Source organism: Streptomyces sp. NPDC051310 (assembly GCF_044455245.1).
Taxonomy (GTDB): Bacteria; Actinomycetota; Actinomycetes; order Streptomycetales; family Streptomycetaceae; genus Streptomyces.
The window spans coordinates 195287-213320 of sequence record NZ_JBITEO010000002.1; the positions used below are offsets into that span (position 1 = coordinate 195287).

14 protein-coding genes are annotated in these 18034 nt (G+C 72.4%); 5 read left to right on the top strand and 9 right to left on the bottom strand.

Annotated elements, in window-relative coordinates:
- Positions 1–57: 57 nt before the first annotated feature.
- From ACIA79_RS03715 to ACIA79_RS03725, 3 genes are all read left to right on the top strand, one after another.
- On the top strand, positions 58–1032 hold the full coding sequence (locus ACIA79_RS03715) for a LysR family transcriptional regulator (RefSeq protein WP_399426505.1): 975 nt from the start codon (positions 58–60) through the stop codon (positions 1030–1032).
- A complete protein-coding gene (locus tag ACIA79_RS03720; RefSeq protein WP_399426506.1) occupies positions 1029–1931 on the top strand; it encodes a serine hydrolase in 903 nt (300 codons plus the stop codon). The genes ACIA79_RS03715 and ACIA79_RS03720 overlap by 4 nt, the downstream gene beginning before the upstream one ends.
- A gap of 97 nt (positions 1932–2028) precedes the next feature.
- A complete protein-coding gene (locus ACIA79_RS03725) occupies positions 2029–2964 on the top strand; it encodes an N-acetylmuramoyl-L-alanine amidase (RefSeq protein ID WP_399426507.1) in 936 nt (311 codons plus the stop codon).
- 194 nt (positions 2965–3158) lie between these two features.
- On the opposite strand, the gene gcl is transcribed toward ACIA79_RS03725, so the two are convergent.
- A complete protein-coding gene (gene gcl, locus ACIA79_RS03730; RefSeq protein ID WP_399426508.1) occupies positions 3159–4943 on the bottom strand; it encodes a glyoxylate carboligase in 1785 nt (594 codons plus the stop codon).
- Between the two features lie 247 nt (positions 4944–5190).
- Here gcl and ACIA79_RS03735 point away from each other — a divergent pair, with 247 nt between their 5' ends.
- Positions 5191–5970, top strand: a complete 780-nt coding sequence (locus ACIA79_RS03735; RefSeq protein WP_399426509.1) for a hypothetical protein — start codon at positions 5191–5193, stop codon at positions 5968–5970.
- Positions 5971–6053: 83 nt separating this feature from the next.
- Here ACIA79_RS03735 and ACIA79_RS03740 read toward each other — a convergent pair whose 3' ends face one another.
- From ACIA79_RS03740 to ACIA79_RS03750, 3 genes are all read right to left on the bottom strand, one after another.
- On the bottom strand, positions 6054–7655 hold the full coding sequence (locus tag ACIA79_RS03740; RefSeq protein ID WP_399426510.1) for an AMP-binding protein: 1602 nt from the start codon (positions 7653–7655) through the stop codon (positions 6054–6056).
- Positions 7652–9337, bottom strand: coding sequence for an AMP-binding protein (locus tag ACIA79_RS03745; protein WP_399426511.1), 1686 nt, complete (start codon positions 9335–9337; stop codon positions 7652–7654). The genes ACIA79_RS03740 and ACIA79_RS03745 overlap by 4 nt, the downstream gene beginning before the upstream one ends.
- 304 nt (positions 9338–9641) lie before the next feature.
- A complete protein-coding gene (locus ACIA79_RS03750; RefSeq protein WP_399426512.1) occupies positions 9642–10754 on the bottom strand; it encodes a winged helix DNA-binding domain-containing protein in 1113 nt (370 codons plus the stop codon).
- 131 nt (positions 10755–10885) lie between these two features.
- On the opposite strand from ACIA79_RS03750, the gene ACIA79_RS03755 reads away from it, so the two are divergent.
- A complete protein-coding gene (locus ACIA79_RS03755) occupies positions 10886–12004 on the top strand; it encodes a magnesium and cobalt transport protein CorA (RefSeq protein WP_399426743.1) in 1119 nt (372 codons plus the stop codon).
- 75 nt (positions 12005–12079) lie between these two features.
- Here the strand turns inward: ACIA79_RS03755 and ACIA79_RS03760 are convergent, their stop codons facing one another.
- The 5 genes from ACIA79_RS03760 to ACIA79_RS03780 form a co-directional block, all read right to left on the bottom strand.
- Positions 12080–13978 (bottom strand): ABC transporter ATP-binding protein, encoded by a 1899-nt coding sequence (locus ACIA79_RS03760; RefSeq protein WP_399426513.1) that lies wholly within the window; start codon positions 13976–13978, stop codon positions 12080–12082.
- A 6-nt stretch (positions 13979–13984) separates the two neighbouring features.
- The gene (locus ACIA79_RS03765) at positions 13985–14401 is read right to left on the bottom strand and encodes a lasso peptide biosynthesis B2 protein (protein ID WP_399426514.1); all 417 of its coding nucleotides are present in this window, start codon (positions 14399–14401) and stop codon (positions 13985–13987) included.
- Between the two features lie 140 nt (positions 14402–14541).
- Positions 14542–14799, bottom strand: a complete 258-nt coding sequence (locus ACIA79_RS03770) for a lasso peptide biosynthesis PqqD family chaperone (protein WP_399426515.1) — start codon at positions 14797–14799, stop codon at positions 14542–14544.
- Complete coding sequence (locus ACIA79_RS03775) at positions 14796–16667, bottom strand: asparagine synthase-related protein (RefSeq protein WP_399426516.1); 1872 nt, start codon at positions 16665–16667, stop codon at positions 14796–14798. Before ACIA79_RS03775 ends, ACIA79_RS03770 begins: the two co-directional genes overlap by 4 nt.
- Positions 16668–16815: 148 nt before the next feature.
- Complete coding sequence (locus ACIA79_RS03780; RefSeq protein ID WP_165995458.1) at positions 16816–16923, bottom strand: keywimysin-related RiPP; 108 nt, start codon at positions 16921–16923, stop codon at positions 16816–16818.
- Between the last annotated feature and the right edge of the window lie 1111 nt (positions 16924–18034).

Sequence of the window (18034 nt, forward strand, 5' to 3'; positions counted from 1 at the left end):
ATGCGGTCCAATACGGTTCCGCGCGGTTCCATGCGGAATTGGCATAGGGTCGGGGTCGTGGATCTCGTGGGGGCGTGCCGGGCGTTCGTCAGCGTCGGCGAACGGGGCAGTTTCACCGTGGGGGCCGCCGCCGCGCGGATGTCCCAGCCGGTGGCCAGCCGCCGCGTGGCCGCCCTGGAGGAACGCTTCGGCGAGCAGCTCTTCGAGCGCACGTCGCGCCGGGCCGTCCTCACCCCCTTCGGACGGGACATGCTTCCGGTGGCCCGTCAGCTCGTGCAGGCGGCCGACGTGCTGCTGCACGAGGCGGAGGCCGCCCGGCGCAAGCCCTGGCGGCTGGCCGTGCCCGGCATCTGCTCCACCGCCGGGCTCGCCCGGCTGGTCGCCGAGGCGCGCGGGCTCGGTGTGACCCTCGACCTCCGCGTCGCCGACCCCGCGCGGCGCACGGAGTTCGTCCAGGCGCAGCAGGTGCGGGCCGCCCTGCTCGCGGTGCCGGTGGACGAGGCGCGGTGGTCGGTGCCGCTGGGGGTCGCCGCGGCCCGGGACCCCGGGGTGAAGCGCGTCTACCTGGAGACGCTGCGGGTGGGACGGGCGTCGTCCGGCCCGGCCCGCCGCCTGTGGCTCCAGCCGGAGGACGACGTGCCGCACGTCCGGGACCCGCTGACGCGGCTGCGTGACGCGCTCGGCCTGCGGCCCGCACAGCTCGTGGTCGCGTCGGATCTGACCACGGCGACCGCGGAGGTACTGTCCTCCCGCGACCTGCTCGTGTGCTCCACCGCCCAGGCCGAGGAGCTCGGCCTGCACTGGCGGCCCCTGGGCGAGGCCACCCTCCACCGCGGATTCGCCCTCGTGGCCGCGGCGGACGGCAACGCGCAGCGCCTCGAGGCGCGTCTGGGTGACGCCATCGCGCGCTGCCTGGGAACGGTCACGGCCGCGGACGCGGGGGCGCGTACAGGGAGTTCACCCGCACGGGGTGGCGTCCCGCCGGCCGCGGCCGGTCTTCCGGGGAGCGGCGCGGAAGGCGGCGGAGCGTGACCACCGAGGCGCTGCTGCGCGATGTGCGCCGGGAGCTGCATGACGGCGGCCTGCGGGGCTGCCTGCTCGTACGGGATCTGCACACGGGCGAGGAACTGGGGATCGAGCCGGATATCCAGCTCCCGGCCGCGTCGCTGGTCAAGGTCCCGCTCGCGCTGGCGACGGCGGAGCGCATCCGGCGGGGCGAACTCGACGGGGCGACGGTGCTCGATGTGGAACCGGGGCGGATCACCACGCCCGGGCCCACCGGGCTGAGCCGGTTCCGCCACCCCGCCCGGATCGCCATCGACGACCTGCTCTACCTGAGCACCTGCGTGAGCGACGGCACGGCCGCCGACGCCCTCTTCGGCGTGACACCGCCGGCCCGGGTCGCGGCCGTCCTGCAGGAGTCGGGGCTCCGCGGGATGACCGTCCGGCACGGCATGCGGGAGCTGTCCGACACCCCCGTGGAACGCTTCGACGCCGACCAGGCCCACCTGGCCCACGCCCTGGCGATCGACGCCGGCACCAGCGGCCGCGGCCACCGCGTCCCCCAGCTCGACACCACACGCGCCAGCACCGGCAGCGCACGCGCCTGGGTGGAACTGCTGCGGGCGCTGTGGACCCCCTCGGCGATCCACCCGGAGGTGGCCGGACGGGTGCGCGACCTCATGGCGCACAACATGCTGCGCCACCGGTTGGCGCCGGACTTCAGCTCGGACGCCACCACCTGGTCGTCCAAGACCGGCACCCTCCTCAACCTCCGCCACGAGATCGGTGTCGTCGAGCACTCCGACGGCCGGGCCTTCGCCGTCGCCGTCCTCACCGAGTCGCTCGTCCCGGCCGCCCAACAGCCCGGCGCCGAGGCCCTCATGGCCGCGTGCGCACGCAGGCTGCACGACCACCTTCGGCAGCTCTAGCGCGGGTGACGGCTACGCACAGTGGGTAAAACACCACTGAGCATCACTCACCGTGCACCTGTCCGGTGCCCGCTCCCGTAGGGAAGGGGGCCGCCCCATGGCGTGGTATCCCGCCGCCACCCGTATGGAGTTACAGCCCGAGTCGGACGCCCAGCCGGCGATCCGGCCCACCCAGTTCATCCTCCACAGCATCGCCGCCCCGTGGACCGCACGCCGCATGTACGAGTACTGGCGCGACTCAACCGATTTGGAGAGCCATTTCGGGCTGGGGTACCAAGGTGACCTCGCCCAGTACATCGGCACCGAGACCCGCGCCGACGCCAACTACCAGGCGAACCGGCGGCCCGACGGGACCGGTGCCGTGTCCGTCGAGACCGCGTCGAACCTCCAGCACACCGACCCGTGGACGGACAAGCAGGTCGAGCAGCTGATCCGGCTCGGGGTGTGGCTGCACCAGCGCCACGGCATCCCGCTGCGGATCTGCCGCACCGCTTCGGACCCCGGCTACGGATACCACCGGCTGCACAGCGCCTGGGCCGTGTCCGGCACGGCCTGCCCCGGCGACGCGCGCGTGCGCCAGTTCAAGAACGTCGTCTTCCCCGGGATCGTCGCCCGGGCGAACGGCGAGCTCCCGCCACCGTCAGAGGAGGATCCCATGCCGAGCGTCATCACCGAGTCCGAGGCCGGCGGTCCGGCCCTGGAGGCGGGGAAGTACGAGCTGCTGCGGATGGCCGACGACACGGCGCTGCTGCAGGGACCGTGCACGTACACCGTCACCGCGTACGTCACGGTCCGCGGGCGGACCGGCACGCGCGTCACCGTGCGCTTCCACGACCTGCCGCTGGCCACCCGCAGGCCGTCGCTCGACCTGCCGATCGACTGCGGCGTGATCGGCGCGGACGGCCTGCTCCACGTCGCCGCGACCCGCAACGGCGTGCTGGCCTCCAACGAACAACTGAAGGTCGAGATACGGGCGGACGACACCGCCCGCGTGGAGCGGCGCGTCCTGCGCGCGCTGCGCTGGCCCGCCTGACCACCGTCCCCCGGCCCGGCCGGGCGACCGGCACCGCACGCCGGCGGCCCGACCCGCGACCCCCCACCGGCGGCCCTCCGGCATCCCCGGACCGGCCGGGCGACCGGCCCCATGGTCCCCGCGCGACGCGGGACGGCCCCCGCCCCGGTGATCCCGGGGCGGGGGCCGTCGTCCCGCGGGGCCGCGCGGGCGGGTCAGACCAGCGGGCGGATGGCGGTCGGGGCGTGGCCCGGCTCGGTGGCGATCTCCTCGAACTCGGTGACGTCGCTCATGTCGACGGTCCTGCTCATGGAGATGTTGGTGATGCGCTCCAGGATGGCCTCGACGACCACCGGCACGCTGTGCTCGGCGGCGAGCCTCTTGGCCTGCTCGAACGCGGCGCCCAGCTCCTCGGGGTCGGTGACCCGGATGGCCTTGACGCCCAGTCCCTCGGCGACCTTGATGTGGTCGACGCCGTAGACACCGAGCTCGGGCGTGTTGATGTTCTCGAACTCCAGGTTCACCTGGAAGTTGATGTCGAGTCCGATCTGTGCCTGGCGGATCAGGCCCAGGTAGGCGTTGTTCACCAGGACGTGGACGTAGGGGACCTTGTGCTGGGCGGCGACCGCCAGCTCCTCGATCATGAACTGGAAGTCGTAGTCGCCGGAGAGGGCGACGATCGGGGTCTCCCGGTCCGCGGTGGCGGCGCCGATGGCGGCCGGGATGGTCCAGCCGAGCGGGCCGGCCTGGCCGCAGTTGATCCAGTGGCGCGGCCTGTAGACGTGCAGGAACTGCGCGGCGGCGATCTGCGAGAGGCCGATGGTGGTGACGTAGCGCGTCTCCGGGCCGAAGGCCTTGTTCATCTCCTCGTACACGCGCTGCGGCTTCATCGGAATGTTCTCGAAGTGCGTGCGGCGCTGCAGGGTGGCCTTGCGCTCCTGGGCGGAGGCGGCCCACGCGCTGAAGTCGGGCAGCCTGCCCTCGGCCTTGAGCTCCCGGGCCACCTCGATGAAGAGCTCCAGCGCGGCCTTGGCGTCGGAGGCGATGCCGTAGTCCGGGGCGAAGATCTTGCCGATCTGGGTGGGCTCGATGTCGACGTGGACGAACGTCCGGCCCTGGGTGTAGGCGTCGAGGTTGTAGCCGGTGTGGCGGTTGGCCCAGCGGTTGCCGATGCCGAGGACGAAGTCCGACTCCAGGAAGGTCGCGTTGCCGTAGCGGTGCGAGGTCTGGACGCCGACCATGCCGGCGCTCAGCTCGTGGTCGTCGGAGATGGTGCCCCAGCCCATCAGGGTGGAGATGACCGGGACGCCGGTCAGCTCGGCGAACTCGACGAGCAGGTCGGAGGCGTCGGCGTTGATGATGCCGCCGCCGGCGACGATCAGCGGGCGCTCGGACTCCAGCAGGAACCGGATGGCCTTCTCGGCCTGGGCGCGGGTGGCCTGCGGCTTGTAGACCGGGAGCGGCTCGTACGTCTCCGGGTCGAATTCGATCTCGGTCTGCTGGACGTCGATCGGCAGGTCGATGAGGACCGGGCCGGGACGGCCGGAGCGCATCAGGTGGAACGCCTGCTGGAAGACGCCCGGCACCTGCGCGGCCTCCAGGACGGTGGTCGCGGCCTTGGTGACCGGCCCCGCGATCGAGGCGATGTCGACGGCCTGGAAGTCCTCCTTGTGGAGCTTCGAGACCGGCGCCTGGCCGGTGATGCAGAGGATCGGGATCGAGTCCGCGATGGCGGAGTACAGGCCGGTGATCATGTCGGTGCCGGCGGGGCCGGACGTGCCGATGCAGACACCGATGTTGCCGGCCTTGGCCCGGGTGTACCCCTCGGCCATGTGGGACGCGCCCTCGACGTGGCGGGCGAGCGTGTGGCTGATGCCACCGCCCTCCTTGAGCGCCTTGTAGAAGGGGTTGATGGCCGCGCCCGGGACCCCGAACGCGTTGGTGATGCCCTCACGCTTGAGGATCTCAACTGCCGCTCGGGCGGCGGTCATACGAGGCATGGAGTGCTCCTGCTTCGGCCTGGCGGATCGGGCTCTGTCGCGCCACCTGAGAGCTTCGATTCCGTAATGCGGAAGTGTACTTCTGGTATACGGAAGCAATGTAGGTTGCCGACGCAACGGCCGTCAAGGGTCGACGGCACCGGGCCAGCGGCCCGGAGGGGACCTGTTCCGCCACGGAGTGGCCGAAGACCTCCCCAAGGGGGGCACGCTTGGTGGACGATGGACGACGGAAACGAAGGGGGCCGTCGTGGGAGAGAACGTGCCGGTACGCTGCCCGGCCTGTCGGCGAGCGCACGCGTATGCGCCACCCGTCTACCCGTGCGCCTGCGGCGCCCCGGTGGCCCCGCCCCTGCTGAAGGGCGCTCCGGCCGAGCCGATCACCCACCGGACCTGGACCGACGAATGGGTCACGGTCCGCTGCGGGGCCTGCGGGCGCCAGGGCCAGTGGCCGCAGCCCGAGCTCGGCTGCCCCTGCGGCACGGTCCTGCGCATCCCGGTACGGCCGGTGACCTCCGCGGTACCGCCCTCCGGTGGCGCGGCCGGAGCCGCGTCCGGGCCGGCCGCCGCCACGACCGCGACCACCGGGGTCTCGACGGCGCCCGCCCCGGCGCACATCCCGCTGCCGCGGACGGCGGCCGCCCCTCGCCCCTCCTTCAACCCGGTCACCATCCGCACGGCACGGGACGCGGTGACCGCGGCGGCGCTCTACCTGCGCTGGCTCGGTTTCCGCGACGTCGTCCAGCCCGACGAGCGCCCGGCGTCGTCCGGTATCGACCTGCGGGGGCCGGGCCTGGTCGCCCAGGTCGATCCGACGACCAGGCCCGTGTCCCTGCGCGCGATCGAGCTGCTGTGGCTCAACGGCCTCGCGGCCTCGGCGGTGAGCGTCCACTTCTCCCTGGCGGGGTACGAGGAGGCGGCCCGCGCACGCGCCGAGGACCTGCGGCTGCCGCTGTTCGTCATGGACCTCACCGGCACGCCGCAGCCCGTCAACAGCTCGGCGGACGAACTCGTCGTGCGCGGCGCCTGAGCCGGGGCACGCCCGCATCCGCGCACCCGGGCACCCGGGCCCGCCGCACGCCCTGGCACCCGGGCCCGCCGCCTATCGCGACCTCACCCCGACGCGTACCGCTCGCGCAGCTCCACCTTCCGGACCTTTCCGCTGACCGTCATCGGGAAGGCGTCCAGGACCGCGATGCGCCGCGGGATCTTGTAGTGCGCGAGGCGCTCGCGGCAGTACGCGGTCACGTCGTCGAGCGTCGGCGGATCGGCCGGGTCGCGCGGGATCACGCACGCCAGGATCTCCTCCCCGTACCGCTCGTCCGGCACGCCCACCACCTGCACGTCGGCGATCTTGGGGTGGCTGTACAGGAACTCCTCGATCTCACGCGGGTAGACGTTCTCACCGCCCCGGATGATCATGTCCTTGATGCGGCCGGCGATCCGGACGTAGCCGTCGTCCCCCATCACCGCCAGGTCGCCCGTGTGCATCCAGCGCCCCGCGTCGATCGCCTCCGCCGTCTTCTCCGGTTCGTCCCAGTAGCCGAGCATCACTCCGTAGCCGCGGGTGCAGAGCTCGCCCGCCTCGCCGCGCGGCAGGGTCACACCGCTGACCGGATCGACCACCTTGACCTCGACGTGCGGCATGACCCGGCCGACCGTCCCCGTACGGCGCTCCAGGTCGTCGTCGCGCCGTGTCTGCGTGGAGACCGGCGAGGTCTCGGTCATGCCGTAGCAGATCGACACCTCCGCCATGTGCATCTCCGCGACGACCCGCTTCATCACCTCCACCGGGCACGGCGACCCGGCCATGATCCCGGTGCGCAGCGAGGAGAGGTCGTACGCGGCGAAGTCGGGCAGGTTCAGCTCGGCGATGAACATCGTGGGCACGCCGTACAGCGAGGTGCAGCGTTCCTGCTGGACGGCGCGCAGGGTGGCGGCCGCCTCGAAGGACGGGGCCGGGATGACGATCGTGGCGCCGTGCGTGGTGGCGGCCAGGTTGCCCATGACCATGCCGAAGCAGTGGTAGAAGGGCACGGGGACGCAGATCCGGTCCTGTTCGGTGTAGCCGAGCAACTCCCCCACGAAGTAGCCGTTGTTGAGGATGTTGTGGTGGGTGAGCGTGGCGCCCTTGGGGAAGCCGGTGGTGCCGGAGGTGTACTGGATGTTGACCGGGTCGTCGCAGGACAGCTCCCGTTCCCGGGCGGCGAGTTCCTCCTCCGGCGCGGTGCGGGCCAGCAGCGCGTCCCAGGACGCGTCGCCGATGTGGTGCACCGACCGCAGCGCCGGGCAGTCGGCGCGCACCTGTTCCACCAGGGCCCGGTAGTCACTGCCCTTGTGGGCGAGTGAGGCGATCAGCAGCGAGATCCCGGCCTGCCGGAGGACGTAGGCGACCTCGTGCGCCCGGTACGCCGGGTTGATGTTCACCATGACGGCGCCGATCCGGGCCGTGGCGTACTGCACCAGCACCCACTCGGGGCAGTTCACCGCCCAGATGCCGACCCGGTCACCCTTGCCGACCCCGGCCGCCAGCAGCCCGCGCGCCAGCTCCCCCACCGCCGCGTCGAACGCCGCGTACGTCCAGCGCCGCCCCGACGGCACGTCGACGAGTGCCTCGCGATCGGGGTGGCGCGCGACCGTCCGCGCCAGGTTCGCCCCGATCGTGTCGCCGAGCAGCGGGGTGCCGCTCGTCCCGTGTGCGTAGGAGAGGCTCATGCGAGGTCCCCCTCGGCGTACTCGGCGGTCGAGCCCGCCGCCGTGCGCTCGCGCAGCTCGATCCGGCGGATCTTCCCGGACACCGTCTTCGGCAGCTCGGCGAACTCGATGCGGCGGATGCGCTTGTACGGTGCGAGGACGGCGCGCGAGTGCGCGAAGAGCAGCTTCGCCGTTTCCGGGCCCGGCTCCCATCCGGCGGCCAGGACGACGTAGGCCTTGGGCACGGCCAGCCGCACCGGGTCGGGGGCCGGGACGACCGCGGCCTCCGCGACCGCCTCGTGCTCCAGCAGCGCGCTCTCCAGCTCGAACGGCGAGATCTTGTAGTCCGACGCCTTGAACACCTCGTCCCGCCGGCCCGTGTAGGTGAGGTATCCGTCCTCGTCGCGCGAGGCGATGTCACCGGTGCGGTAGTAGCCGTCCGCCATGGCCTCGGCCGTACGCTCCGGATCGCCGTGGTAGCCGGTCATCACCCCGACGGGCGACGCGGACAGGTCCAGCGCGATCTCGCCCTCCTGCGCGCCCGGCCGGCCGGTCACCGGGTCCAGCAGCTCGACGCGGAAACCGGGGCTCGGCCGCCCCATGGAGCCGGCCTTCAGCAGCTGGCCCGGGCTGTTGGAGACCTGGACGGCGGTCTCGGTCTGGCCGAAGCCGTCGCGGATCGTCACCCCCCACACGCGCCGTACCGTCTCGATGACCTCGGGGTTGAGCGGTTCGCCGGCCGCCACGGCCTCCCTGGGCGGGGTGCGCAGGGCGCCGAGGTCCGCCTGGATGAGCATCCGCCACACCGTGGGCGGGGCGCAGAAGCTGGTGACGCCGTGCCGGTCCATCTCGGCCATCAGGCGGGCGGCGTCGAAGCGGGTGTAGTTGTGGATGAAGACGGTCGCCTCCGCGTTCCAGGGCGCGAAGAGGTTGGACCAGGCGTGCTTGGCCCAGCCGGGCGAGGAGATGTTCAGGTGCACGTCACCGGGCTTCAGCCCGATCCAGTACATCGTCGCCAAGTGGCCGATGGGGTACGAGGCGTGGTTGTGCTCGACGAGCTTGGGGCGAGCGGTGGTGCCCGAGGTGAAGTACAGCATCAGGGTGTCGTCGGCACGCGTGTCCCCGCTGGGCACGAACGGCGCGCAGGCGCCGTAGGCGTCCTCGTAGGCGATCCAGTCCGGTACGCGTCCGCCGACGGCGATCGGCGTCCAGTCGCCGGGGACGTCCGCGAACTTGCCGGTGTCCTCGGCCCGTACGATCACATGGCGGGCCCGGCCGCGTTCGACGCGGTCGGCGAGGTCGGCGGGCCCCAGCAGGGGTGTCGCGGGGATGACGACGGCCCGGAGCTTCATCGCGGCGAGCGCCGTCTCCCACAGCTCGACCTGGTTGCCGAGCATGACGAGGATCCGGTCGCCGGGCCTCACCCCGAGCCCGCGCAGCCAGTTCGCCACCCGGTCGGAGCGCTCCGACATCGCCGCGAAGGACACGCGGGTATCGGTGCCGTCCTCCTCGACGATGTGCAGCGCGGTGCTGTCGTTGCCGGCGGCGATGACGTCGAACCAGTCCAGCGCCCAGTTGAACCGCTCCGGCCGGGGCCAGGTGAACCCTTTGTACGCGGTCTCCCAGTCCTCCCGGTGCCGCAGCAGGAAGTCCCGCGCCGCGCGGAACTCCCCGGTCGCCTTCGTCGCCCTGCCCTGGGCCATGTGGCCTCCTCCGTGGTGATGCCGTGGTGTGACGCCTCCTCACTACCCGGTGGGCGGGGCGGTGACCATGCCGAGGACGAACCGTTTCCCCATACCGTGGCGGCCGGACCCGTACGGCGGCGGGACCCTCTAGGCCCTGTCGTCACATTCCCGTCTGCCCCGCGACGCCATGCACGCACTCTCGCCGCACCGGGCCCAGACCCGAGTACATCCAGTACGAGGGTCAGGGCCCGGTACACCGAGAGCACGCACCTGACGCCACAGGGCCGCCCTTCGGGCGACGACGGGAATGTGACGACAGGACCTAGGGGGCGAACGTGCCGAACCGGATGTCGTGCGCCTGCGCGGCGGTGGGCGTCACCGGCGTGCGCCCGGCCTCCTCCGCGACGGCGGCGCGCTGCTCGCGCGTCAGGGGGGCGAAGGGCTGCACGGTGAGCACCCCCGCTCCGCCCTTGGTCTCCTCCGGTCGCCACACACCGGCGAGGAAGCCGTCGACGAGGAAGGTTCGGTACGCCTGGTTCCCCTTCCAGGTGCGGTCCTTGTACCGCGCCGGCACGACACGCGTGCGGTCGGCGTGCGAGAGCAGCAGGTTGTCGAACTCGGGAAGGAAGCGCGGCGGGGCGGGGGTGTCCGGGTCGGGCCGGGGCGCGTCGGGCAGGTCGAACAGCTCGGTGCCGGATTCGTCCCGGAAGGTCAGCAGGCGGGGCCGCAGCCGTTCGAACGCCCCGCGCAGCCGGGTCAGCCCCGACCAGGTCTGCATGTCCTTGACGGAGGCGGGCCCGAACGCCGCGAGGTAGCGCAGCACGGTCGCGTCGGCCGTCGCCGGGGGCTCCGCCTCCCGCCCGAGCCATGCCTCGGCGGTGGTGAGGGCCACCTGGCCGCTGCGGTCCCACAGCCCGCGCGGGGTGACCTGGACGAGCGGCAGCAGACAGCGGGCTGCGACCGTCAGGGCGAGCGGGTCGGCGTGCGGCCACCGCTCCAGCAGCGCGTCGCGGATCTCCTTGGGCGTACGGGGCCGCTCCTCCACCAGGGCGCGCGTCAGGGCGGCGAGCCGCTCCAGGTCGACGCCGGTGAGACCCTTGCGGAACAGCTTCACCTCGCGCTCGCGGGCGGGCTGGACGAGGGGCCGCAGCCGCAGCACGTCGTCGGCGGTGTGCGTGTGGATGGTGGACCGTACGGTGACGATCCGGGCCACCGCGCGGGACTCCATGAGCCCGGAGAGCTCCTCGGGGCGGAAGCCGTCGAGCCGGGCGGCCAGCGCGTAGTACGGCGGGCGGGTGTTCTGCGCCTGGAGCCCGACGAGGTGCTCGACGGCGTGTTCCGCGGACATCGGGGTACGCCGGAGCAGGAGCTGTCGTGCGAGGGTGGCACGGTTCAGGGCGCGGGGGGAGAGCACCGGGCTCGTCGTGTGGGCCATGCTCCGCACGCTACGCCGCCTTGCGGACAGCTTCTGTCCGCAAGGCGGGAGAACGTCCGGCCAGGCCGGAACAAACCCGGGCATATATCCTGCGTACTGCCCGGAGGCAAGGAGGTGAGACCGAGGTGACCCTGCCCTCGAAGAAGTACAGCCGCCGCCGGCGCCCGGCCGCGCCCGCGCCGCCCGTGCCGGCGGTGCCGGACGCGCCGCCCGGGTCCGACGGGGGGCGGGGCAGCGTCGTCCAGGCCTCCGTCTACCGCGGCGGCCACAAGGTGGCCTCCCCCGGCACCCTCGCCGAGACGTTCCACCGGTTGCGCGACGAGCCGGAGGGCATGGCGTGGATCGGGCTGCACCGCCCGTCGGAGTCGGAGCTGCTGTCGCTGGCGGCCGAGTTCGACCTGCACGAGCTCGCCGTCGAGGACGCGATGGAGGCCCACCAGCGGCCCAAGCTGGAGCGGTACGGCGACACGCTCTTCGTCGTGCTGCGGGCCGCGCGCTACCTCGACGCCCCGGAGGAGGTCGACTTCGGCGAGCTGCACATCTTCATCGGCGCCGACTTCCTGATCACGGTGCGCCACGGCGCGGCGCCGGACCTGTCCACCGTGCGCCGCCGGATGGAGGAGACCCCGGAGCTGCTGGCCCTGGGCCCGGAGGCGGTGCTGTACGCGATCCTCGACGCGGTCGTCGACGGGTACGCCCCGGTGGTGGAGGGTGTCCAGAACGACATCGACGAGATCGAGACCGAGGTCTTCCGCGGCGACCCGGCGGTATCGCGCCGCATCTACGAACTCTCCCGCGAAATGGTGGAGTTCCAGCGCGCCACGCGTCCGCTGGTGGGCATGCTGCACTCCCTGATGGCCGGCTTCGCCAAGTACGGCACCGACGAGGAACTGCAGCGCCGCCTCCGCGACGTCGCGGACCACGTGACCCACACGAGCGAGCGCGTGGACGGCTTCCGCCAGGCCCTGACGGAGATCCTCACGGTCAACGCGACCCTGGTCACCCAGCAGCAGAACGCGGAGATGCGGGCCCTGGCGGAGGCGGGCTTCGAGCAGAACGAGGAGATCAAGAAGATCTCGTCGTGGGCTGCCATTCTGTTTGCACCCACCCTCGTGGGAACGATCTACGGCATGAACTTCGACCACATGCCAGAGCTGCACTGGGTGTACGGCTATCCGTTCGCCATCCTGCTGATGGCGGTGGTGTGTTCGAGCCTGTACGTGGTCTTCAAGAAGCGGGACTGGCTGTAGAAGTCGGGCCGGACGCGCCACTGGGGCTCTGCGTCCAGGCGACGATCGCCGGGGGCGACCTGCCGCACCGCACCGTCAAGCGAGGTGTTGCGCGGCTGCCAGGCGACGGTAGAGGACGTCGGTCGCGAGCAACTGCGCGTGGGTGCCGGCGGCCCGTACCCGCCCGGATTCCAGCAGCAGGATCTGGTCGGCCGTGGTCACCGTCGACAGCCGGTGGGCGATCACCAGAATCGTGGTGGTGCGGCTGATGTCCGCGAGGGTCTCCTGCAGCGCGGCTTCGTTGGCGGCGTCGAGCTGGGAGGTGGCCTCGTCCAGCAGCAGAAGTCCCGGGCGGCGCAGGAGGGCGCGGGCGATGGCCACTCTCTGCCGTTCGCCACCGGACAGCGTGCTGCCGCGGTGGCCGATGGGTGTGTCGAGTCCGTCGGGCAGGCGCGCCACGAGGGAGTCCAGGCGGGTGCGGCGCAGGACGTCGCGCACCCGCGCCGCATCGGCATCGGGAGCGCTGAGGAGGAGGTTGTCCCGCAGGGTGCCGGACAGGATCGGTGAGTCCTGCTCGACGTACCCGATGAGGGCGCGCAGCCGGGACAGCGGGAGACGCGCGATGTCCTCGCCGTCGAGGAGGATGCGGCCACGGTCTGGTTGGCAGAAGCGTTCGAGCAGGGAGAAGACGGTGGTCTTGCCCGCTCCGGACGGGCCGACCAGGGCCGTGGTGGTCTTCGGCGGCACGGTGAACGTCACGTCCTCGTGCACGGACGGGGTCTCGGGGCCGTAGGAGAAGCGCACACCCTCGAAGACGACGCCGACCGGCCGGTGGGGCTCCGGCGTGGTGGCCGGGTTTTGAGGCGGACCGGCCGGCTCGGTCTCCATGGAGTGGACCTCGCCGATACGCGCGGCGGCCGCCGATCCGGCCTGCACCAGACCGACCGCCTCGACCAGTTGTCCCACGCGGGGGGCGAGGGCGAAGACGTAGAGGAGGAAAGCGACGAGGGTCGACACGGTGATGGCCCCGGTCGCCACGCGCGCTCCGCCCACGCCCAGTACGACGAGGAAGGACAGTTGGACGGCGACGGTGGAGGTGGTGGCCGACAGGGCCTGCCACCGGGCGGCCCGGGTGCCGGCCCGACGGGCGTCCTCGGCCGCCTGGTGCAGACCGGCCGTCTCCCGGCCCTCGGCACCGGACGCCTTGATGGTGCGCAGGGCGCCCAGCGTGCGTTCGAGCAGGGAGCCCATGCGGCCGACCGCCTCCTGGGCCTCACGGGCTGCCCGGGCGATGTGAGGGACGGCCGCGGCGACGGTCGCGCCGATCAGCGCGATGGTGACCAGCGTGATGCTCAGGAGCACCGGATCCAGCAGCGCCATGAGGGCCAGCGTCGCCACCACGACCAGCAGGCCGCTGCCCGCCGAGGCGATCGAGCGGGTGGCGACCTGGCGCAGCACCGTGGTGTCGGACGTCACCCGGGAGATCAGCTCACCCGGCTCGGTGCGGTTGAGCTCGGGCAGACGCAGGCGCAGGAGGCGCTCCGACAGGCGCCGGCGCGCTGTGCAGGCGACCGACTCGGCGGTGCGCTCCAGCACGTACTGGCCCAGTGCGGCGGTCGCGGCGCCGGCGACGACCAGGGCACTGAGCAGGACCAGTGCGCCGACCGCGGGGCGCCCGCGGTCCAGGGCGTCCACCATCTGCTTGGCCACCAGCGGCTGGGCGAGCGCCAGCAGGCTTCCCACCAGGGACAGCGCGCTGCCCAGGAGGATGCCGGGGCGGTGCGGTCGCAGGTGGGTGAGGACGAGCCAGGGTCGCGTCCGCTCGTCGCGTACGGCTGTCCCGGGGCGTGCGCCGCCTGCCGCCGGGGATCCGCTCGGCCCGGGCTCCGGCGGTACGGAGAGCTCCTCCCCGGCCGGCGACTGTGTGCGGCGGTCCGTCCGCCCGGGCGCGGGCGGTCGCAGGGGAGGCTCCGCGAAGTGCGGGGAGGGGGCCACCTGCGTTCAGTCCACCGTGAAGAACCGCTGGAAGTAGTCGGCCGGGGCTCCTTCGCCGACGAGAACCCCCTCGGCCTCCACCCAGGCGTGCGCCGCGAACGGCGGCTGGGTGCGCACGCCGACGCACCAGGTCGGCCACTGACCGCGCAGGCGGCACAGCAGCACGGTGGCCAGCGACCGGGCAAGGCAGCCCTGTTGCCCTCCGGCGGCCAGGCTGACGGCCAGGACTGTCTCGCGGGCACGGGCGGCCTCGGCGAGCGTCGCCGGCCGGGCGCCCTTGCGCAGCCCCCGCAGTACGTCGCGGATACCGGCCGGGGACCGGCGTGCGAGGACATGGGCGCAGACGACGACCAGCCGGGTCACCAGCCGCCGGCCGAGCGGAACCGACCGGGGGTCGTACGGGACGACTTGCGAGGTGGACACTGCTCTCCCCTTCGGACACGACGACGCATGCGGGCCGGACACGATGACGGACACGGGGCGGAAGCCGGGCCGGGCGGCTCTCGCGAGAACGCCCGGCGGTGCCTGACGGCGACGAGGCGCGTGCCGGGACGCGCCAGGACTCACCCCGTCAGCAGCCGGGCGTCGCGCAGCTCCTGCAGTATGCGGGCGATGTCCTCCTCGACCTGCTCGGCGCTCACGTCGTACTGGCCGGTGAGCGCGGTCACCGCCTGGTCGGTGGTGGTGCCGTCGAGCAGGGCGCGGACGATGACGGCGGCAGTGGGGTTCAGGGTGTAGTACTCGCCGCTGCTCTGGTCGAGCAGGGCCATCCCGTACTCGGTGTCGGCCGTCACCACGCCGGGGCGCAGGGTCATCGTCATGCGGGGATGCCTCCTGTGTCGGTTCGGGGCCGGCCCCTTCGGCCGGCGGAATTCTCCCGGGAACGCAGCCAGACCTCGCAGCCGACGGTGGCGTGCAGCAGCGCGCTCTCCAGGTCGGCGGCGAGCGGCCGGCGGCACCATGCGCGGACGGCCTCCACATCGATGAGTCCCAGGCCGTGCAGACGGGCGTCGTTCCACAGGGCGAGCAATGAGGAGCGGTGCCTGCGCAGCCCGGTTTCCTCCTCGAAGGCCGCGTGGGCCTTGGTGGTCCGCCGGCGGCTGGCGTCGGGTACGACGCCCCGCATGGCCTCCTCGATCAGCGGCTTGTACCGCCAGGGGGTCACACGCTCCTGGGGGCGGACCGCGAGCGCCGCCTCGACCAGCAGGTCGTCGTAGTAGGGGGAGGCGAAGGTGATGCCCAGGGGCTCGGACATCTGCTGTACGTGCCGGGCGAAGCGGGCGAGGGTGCGCATCGTGGCCAGCTCGCGGTGCACACCGTGTCCGCTGCCGAGCGGCTCCGCCTCCGGGGCCTGCGTACGGATGAGGTCCCGCACGGCCTCGACGGCCCGGCCGGTGGCCCAGGGGGGCAGCCGTGGCGGGGTGCCCCACTCGAAGAGGGGTACCGACATGGGCGGTTGGGGCAGCGTGAGGTCGTGGGCCACCTGCTCCAGCCAGGCCCCGTAGGAGCGGCCGTCGAGCAACTGCCGCAGGGCCGTCCGGCGGGACCACCGGTGCCTCGTGACGAAGCCGCGGGTGTGCCGCCAGCCCGTACGGGGATGCCGGCGCAGCAGGCCGTGCACATGGGCGCTGGCGCCGCTGAAGAGTTCGTCCCCGCCCATCCCGCTCAAGTGCAACGAGGAGCCACGCTCCGCGGCCCGTTCGATGATGTACATGCGCCGGTGTCGGTTGACGGAGTACAACGACGGGGTGTCGAGCGCGTCGTCGAGTTCGTGCACGCTGTCGAAGGTCAGAGGTACGGCGGTCGCGGGCACCACGTGGTGTTCCAGCGAGTCGAGCGCCTCCGCCGTGCGCTGCGCGTAGGTGACGTCGTCGCCGAGGACATCGTGGACGGCGGCCGTGTAGGCGACGATCTTCGCTCCTTGGCGGGCCGCGGTGCAGACCACCGCGGTGGAGTCGACCCCGCCCAGGTCGGCGGTGACCGGTCCGCCGCCCGCGAGGCGTACGGCGACCGCGTCGGCCAGCCTGTCGCGGACCAGCCGGGCGCCCTCGGCCAGCGACAGCTCGGCCGGTGGCGGCGCCCAGCGCCGACTCATGCGGGCGTGCCCGTCGCGGTCGAGTGTCAGGCGGTGGTCGCCGGGCACCACGTCGACGCCGCGCCACACCGTCTGTGCCGTCAGGGGGTGCAGGATCCCGGGGCTGAGCAGGTGGACGGCCAGCCGGCCCTCGTCCAGCTCCGCGTCGACCAGGTCGGCCAGGACGTCGGCACGGTCGGCCACGACGCACGCGCCGTCCGCGGCGCGGGCTGACGCCACGAAGAGGCTGCGTACGCCGGTGACGGTGCCGAGGGCCAGGGTCTCGCCGTCGAAGCTGGCGAGCAGATGGTGACTGCCGGGCCAGGTACGGGCGAGCCGCTCGGCCGCTCCGGGGGATCCGGCGCCGGCGGCGCGCGCCGCCTCCCGCTCGGTCACCGCGTGCTGCCCCAGCACACACAACCGGGTCCGTCCGCAGACCGCCGTCGTCACGCTGTCCTCCGGCCAGCACCCCAACAGCCAGGGCCGGCCCGAGGCATGCCTGATCTCCCGTACCGCACGCGAGCGAACCGGTGCGGCCAGGGCCGCGACGGCGTCGGTGTCCGGAAGGGCCAGGAACCAACTCGCCCCCGTGGGCAGTGACGTACCGGTCGCCATGCACAGGCCTCTCTTGGTCGATGCGGTTCCAGCAGCGGTACGGGGGACGAGCGCGGGCGGCGCGGTACGCCGCCCACGCTCCGGACCCGACGTGCCCCAGGACGTACCGTCGGTGCTCAGGTCGCCCGGGGGCGATGGGCAGGCCGGATCACAGCAGGCTGTGGCCGCCCAGCAGGTCGGGGCTGCCCTGGCCGGCCAGTCCGGTGACCTTCTGGAAATCGCCGACCTTGGTGAGAGTGGGACGCTCGTAGGCCATCGTCATACCCTTTCGTCGTGGGATGAACAGGACTGGTGCCGTTTTCGTACGTGAGCCGGCGGCCCGACCCGATCGAGCGGGGCGCCGCCGACGCAGTGCACAAAGCTAGGTGCGTGCATTTCCTCGGGCAACAGCGCACACAGGCCATTCAGCAAGGCGCTTCCGCTGCATTCCGTGCGTGATTCACCTGCGTTTTGCATAAGTGGCCCGAGCAGTCGGTCATAGTCCCGCGCAGTCGGGGTATGAGCGATGCCGCTTTCGGTGGGCGCGCGCGTTTCGAGACACCTGCGGCGGGCCACGGCGGCGCGGTTTCCGACCGTCTCCCTGGGCCTGACGTGCGGTGACGGACCGTTGGGTCGCGCCTGGACGAAGCCAGATCCGGCCAACCCGTCCGCCGCCGTCCTGGAATGCGTACTTGCGTGTGTCCGGCTCACTACAGCCTCATTCACGCCGGCAGCGCCACCAGGTGGACAATCCCCGGCGATGCACATTGCGAGCGATTCCCCAAGGGCGGATGCAACGCGCTGGGGAAATCCGGGCAGACTGCAGCGCCGCCGATAAAGACGCGACCCACAAAATCTCACCTCCACGCCGGAATGCCCCCGGCACCCCCGAGCGCTCACTGCGCGGCGTAGCGGCGGAACGGGTGGCACAGCGCGCGCCGTGCCACCCGTTCGCGGATGTGGAGAGAGTGCGCCGGCCCCCCTTCCTGCCCCTTGAGGGCCACGGGAACGGCGTCGCCGGCTCGTACAGGGCTGTCCCGGGCCCGGGCACCGAAAACCCAGGCGTCACAGGCGTATCCACCGTCGGCGTGTCGGCCACCGGTGCATCGGCGGTCGACCGGGCCGAACAAGGGTCCGTGGGTCCTACACGCGACGTCGAGCGCTCCGTCTCGGGGTTCCGGCATCGTCTCAAACACGCGTGTTCGATATCGCGGTCCATGTCGTTGACCTCGGTGTCGTCGAGCAGGGCACACGGGTCAGGGATGGAGGACCGCAATTGAGCACAGCGGGCACATGCGAGTTCCCACAGGACGGCACAGCCTTTCCTCCGCCGCCGGCGAAGAGCCGGTACACGGAGGAACACCTCCTCAGCCCCCTCGCCGGAGCGG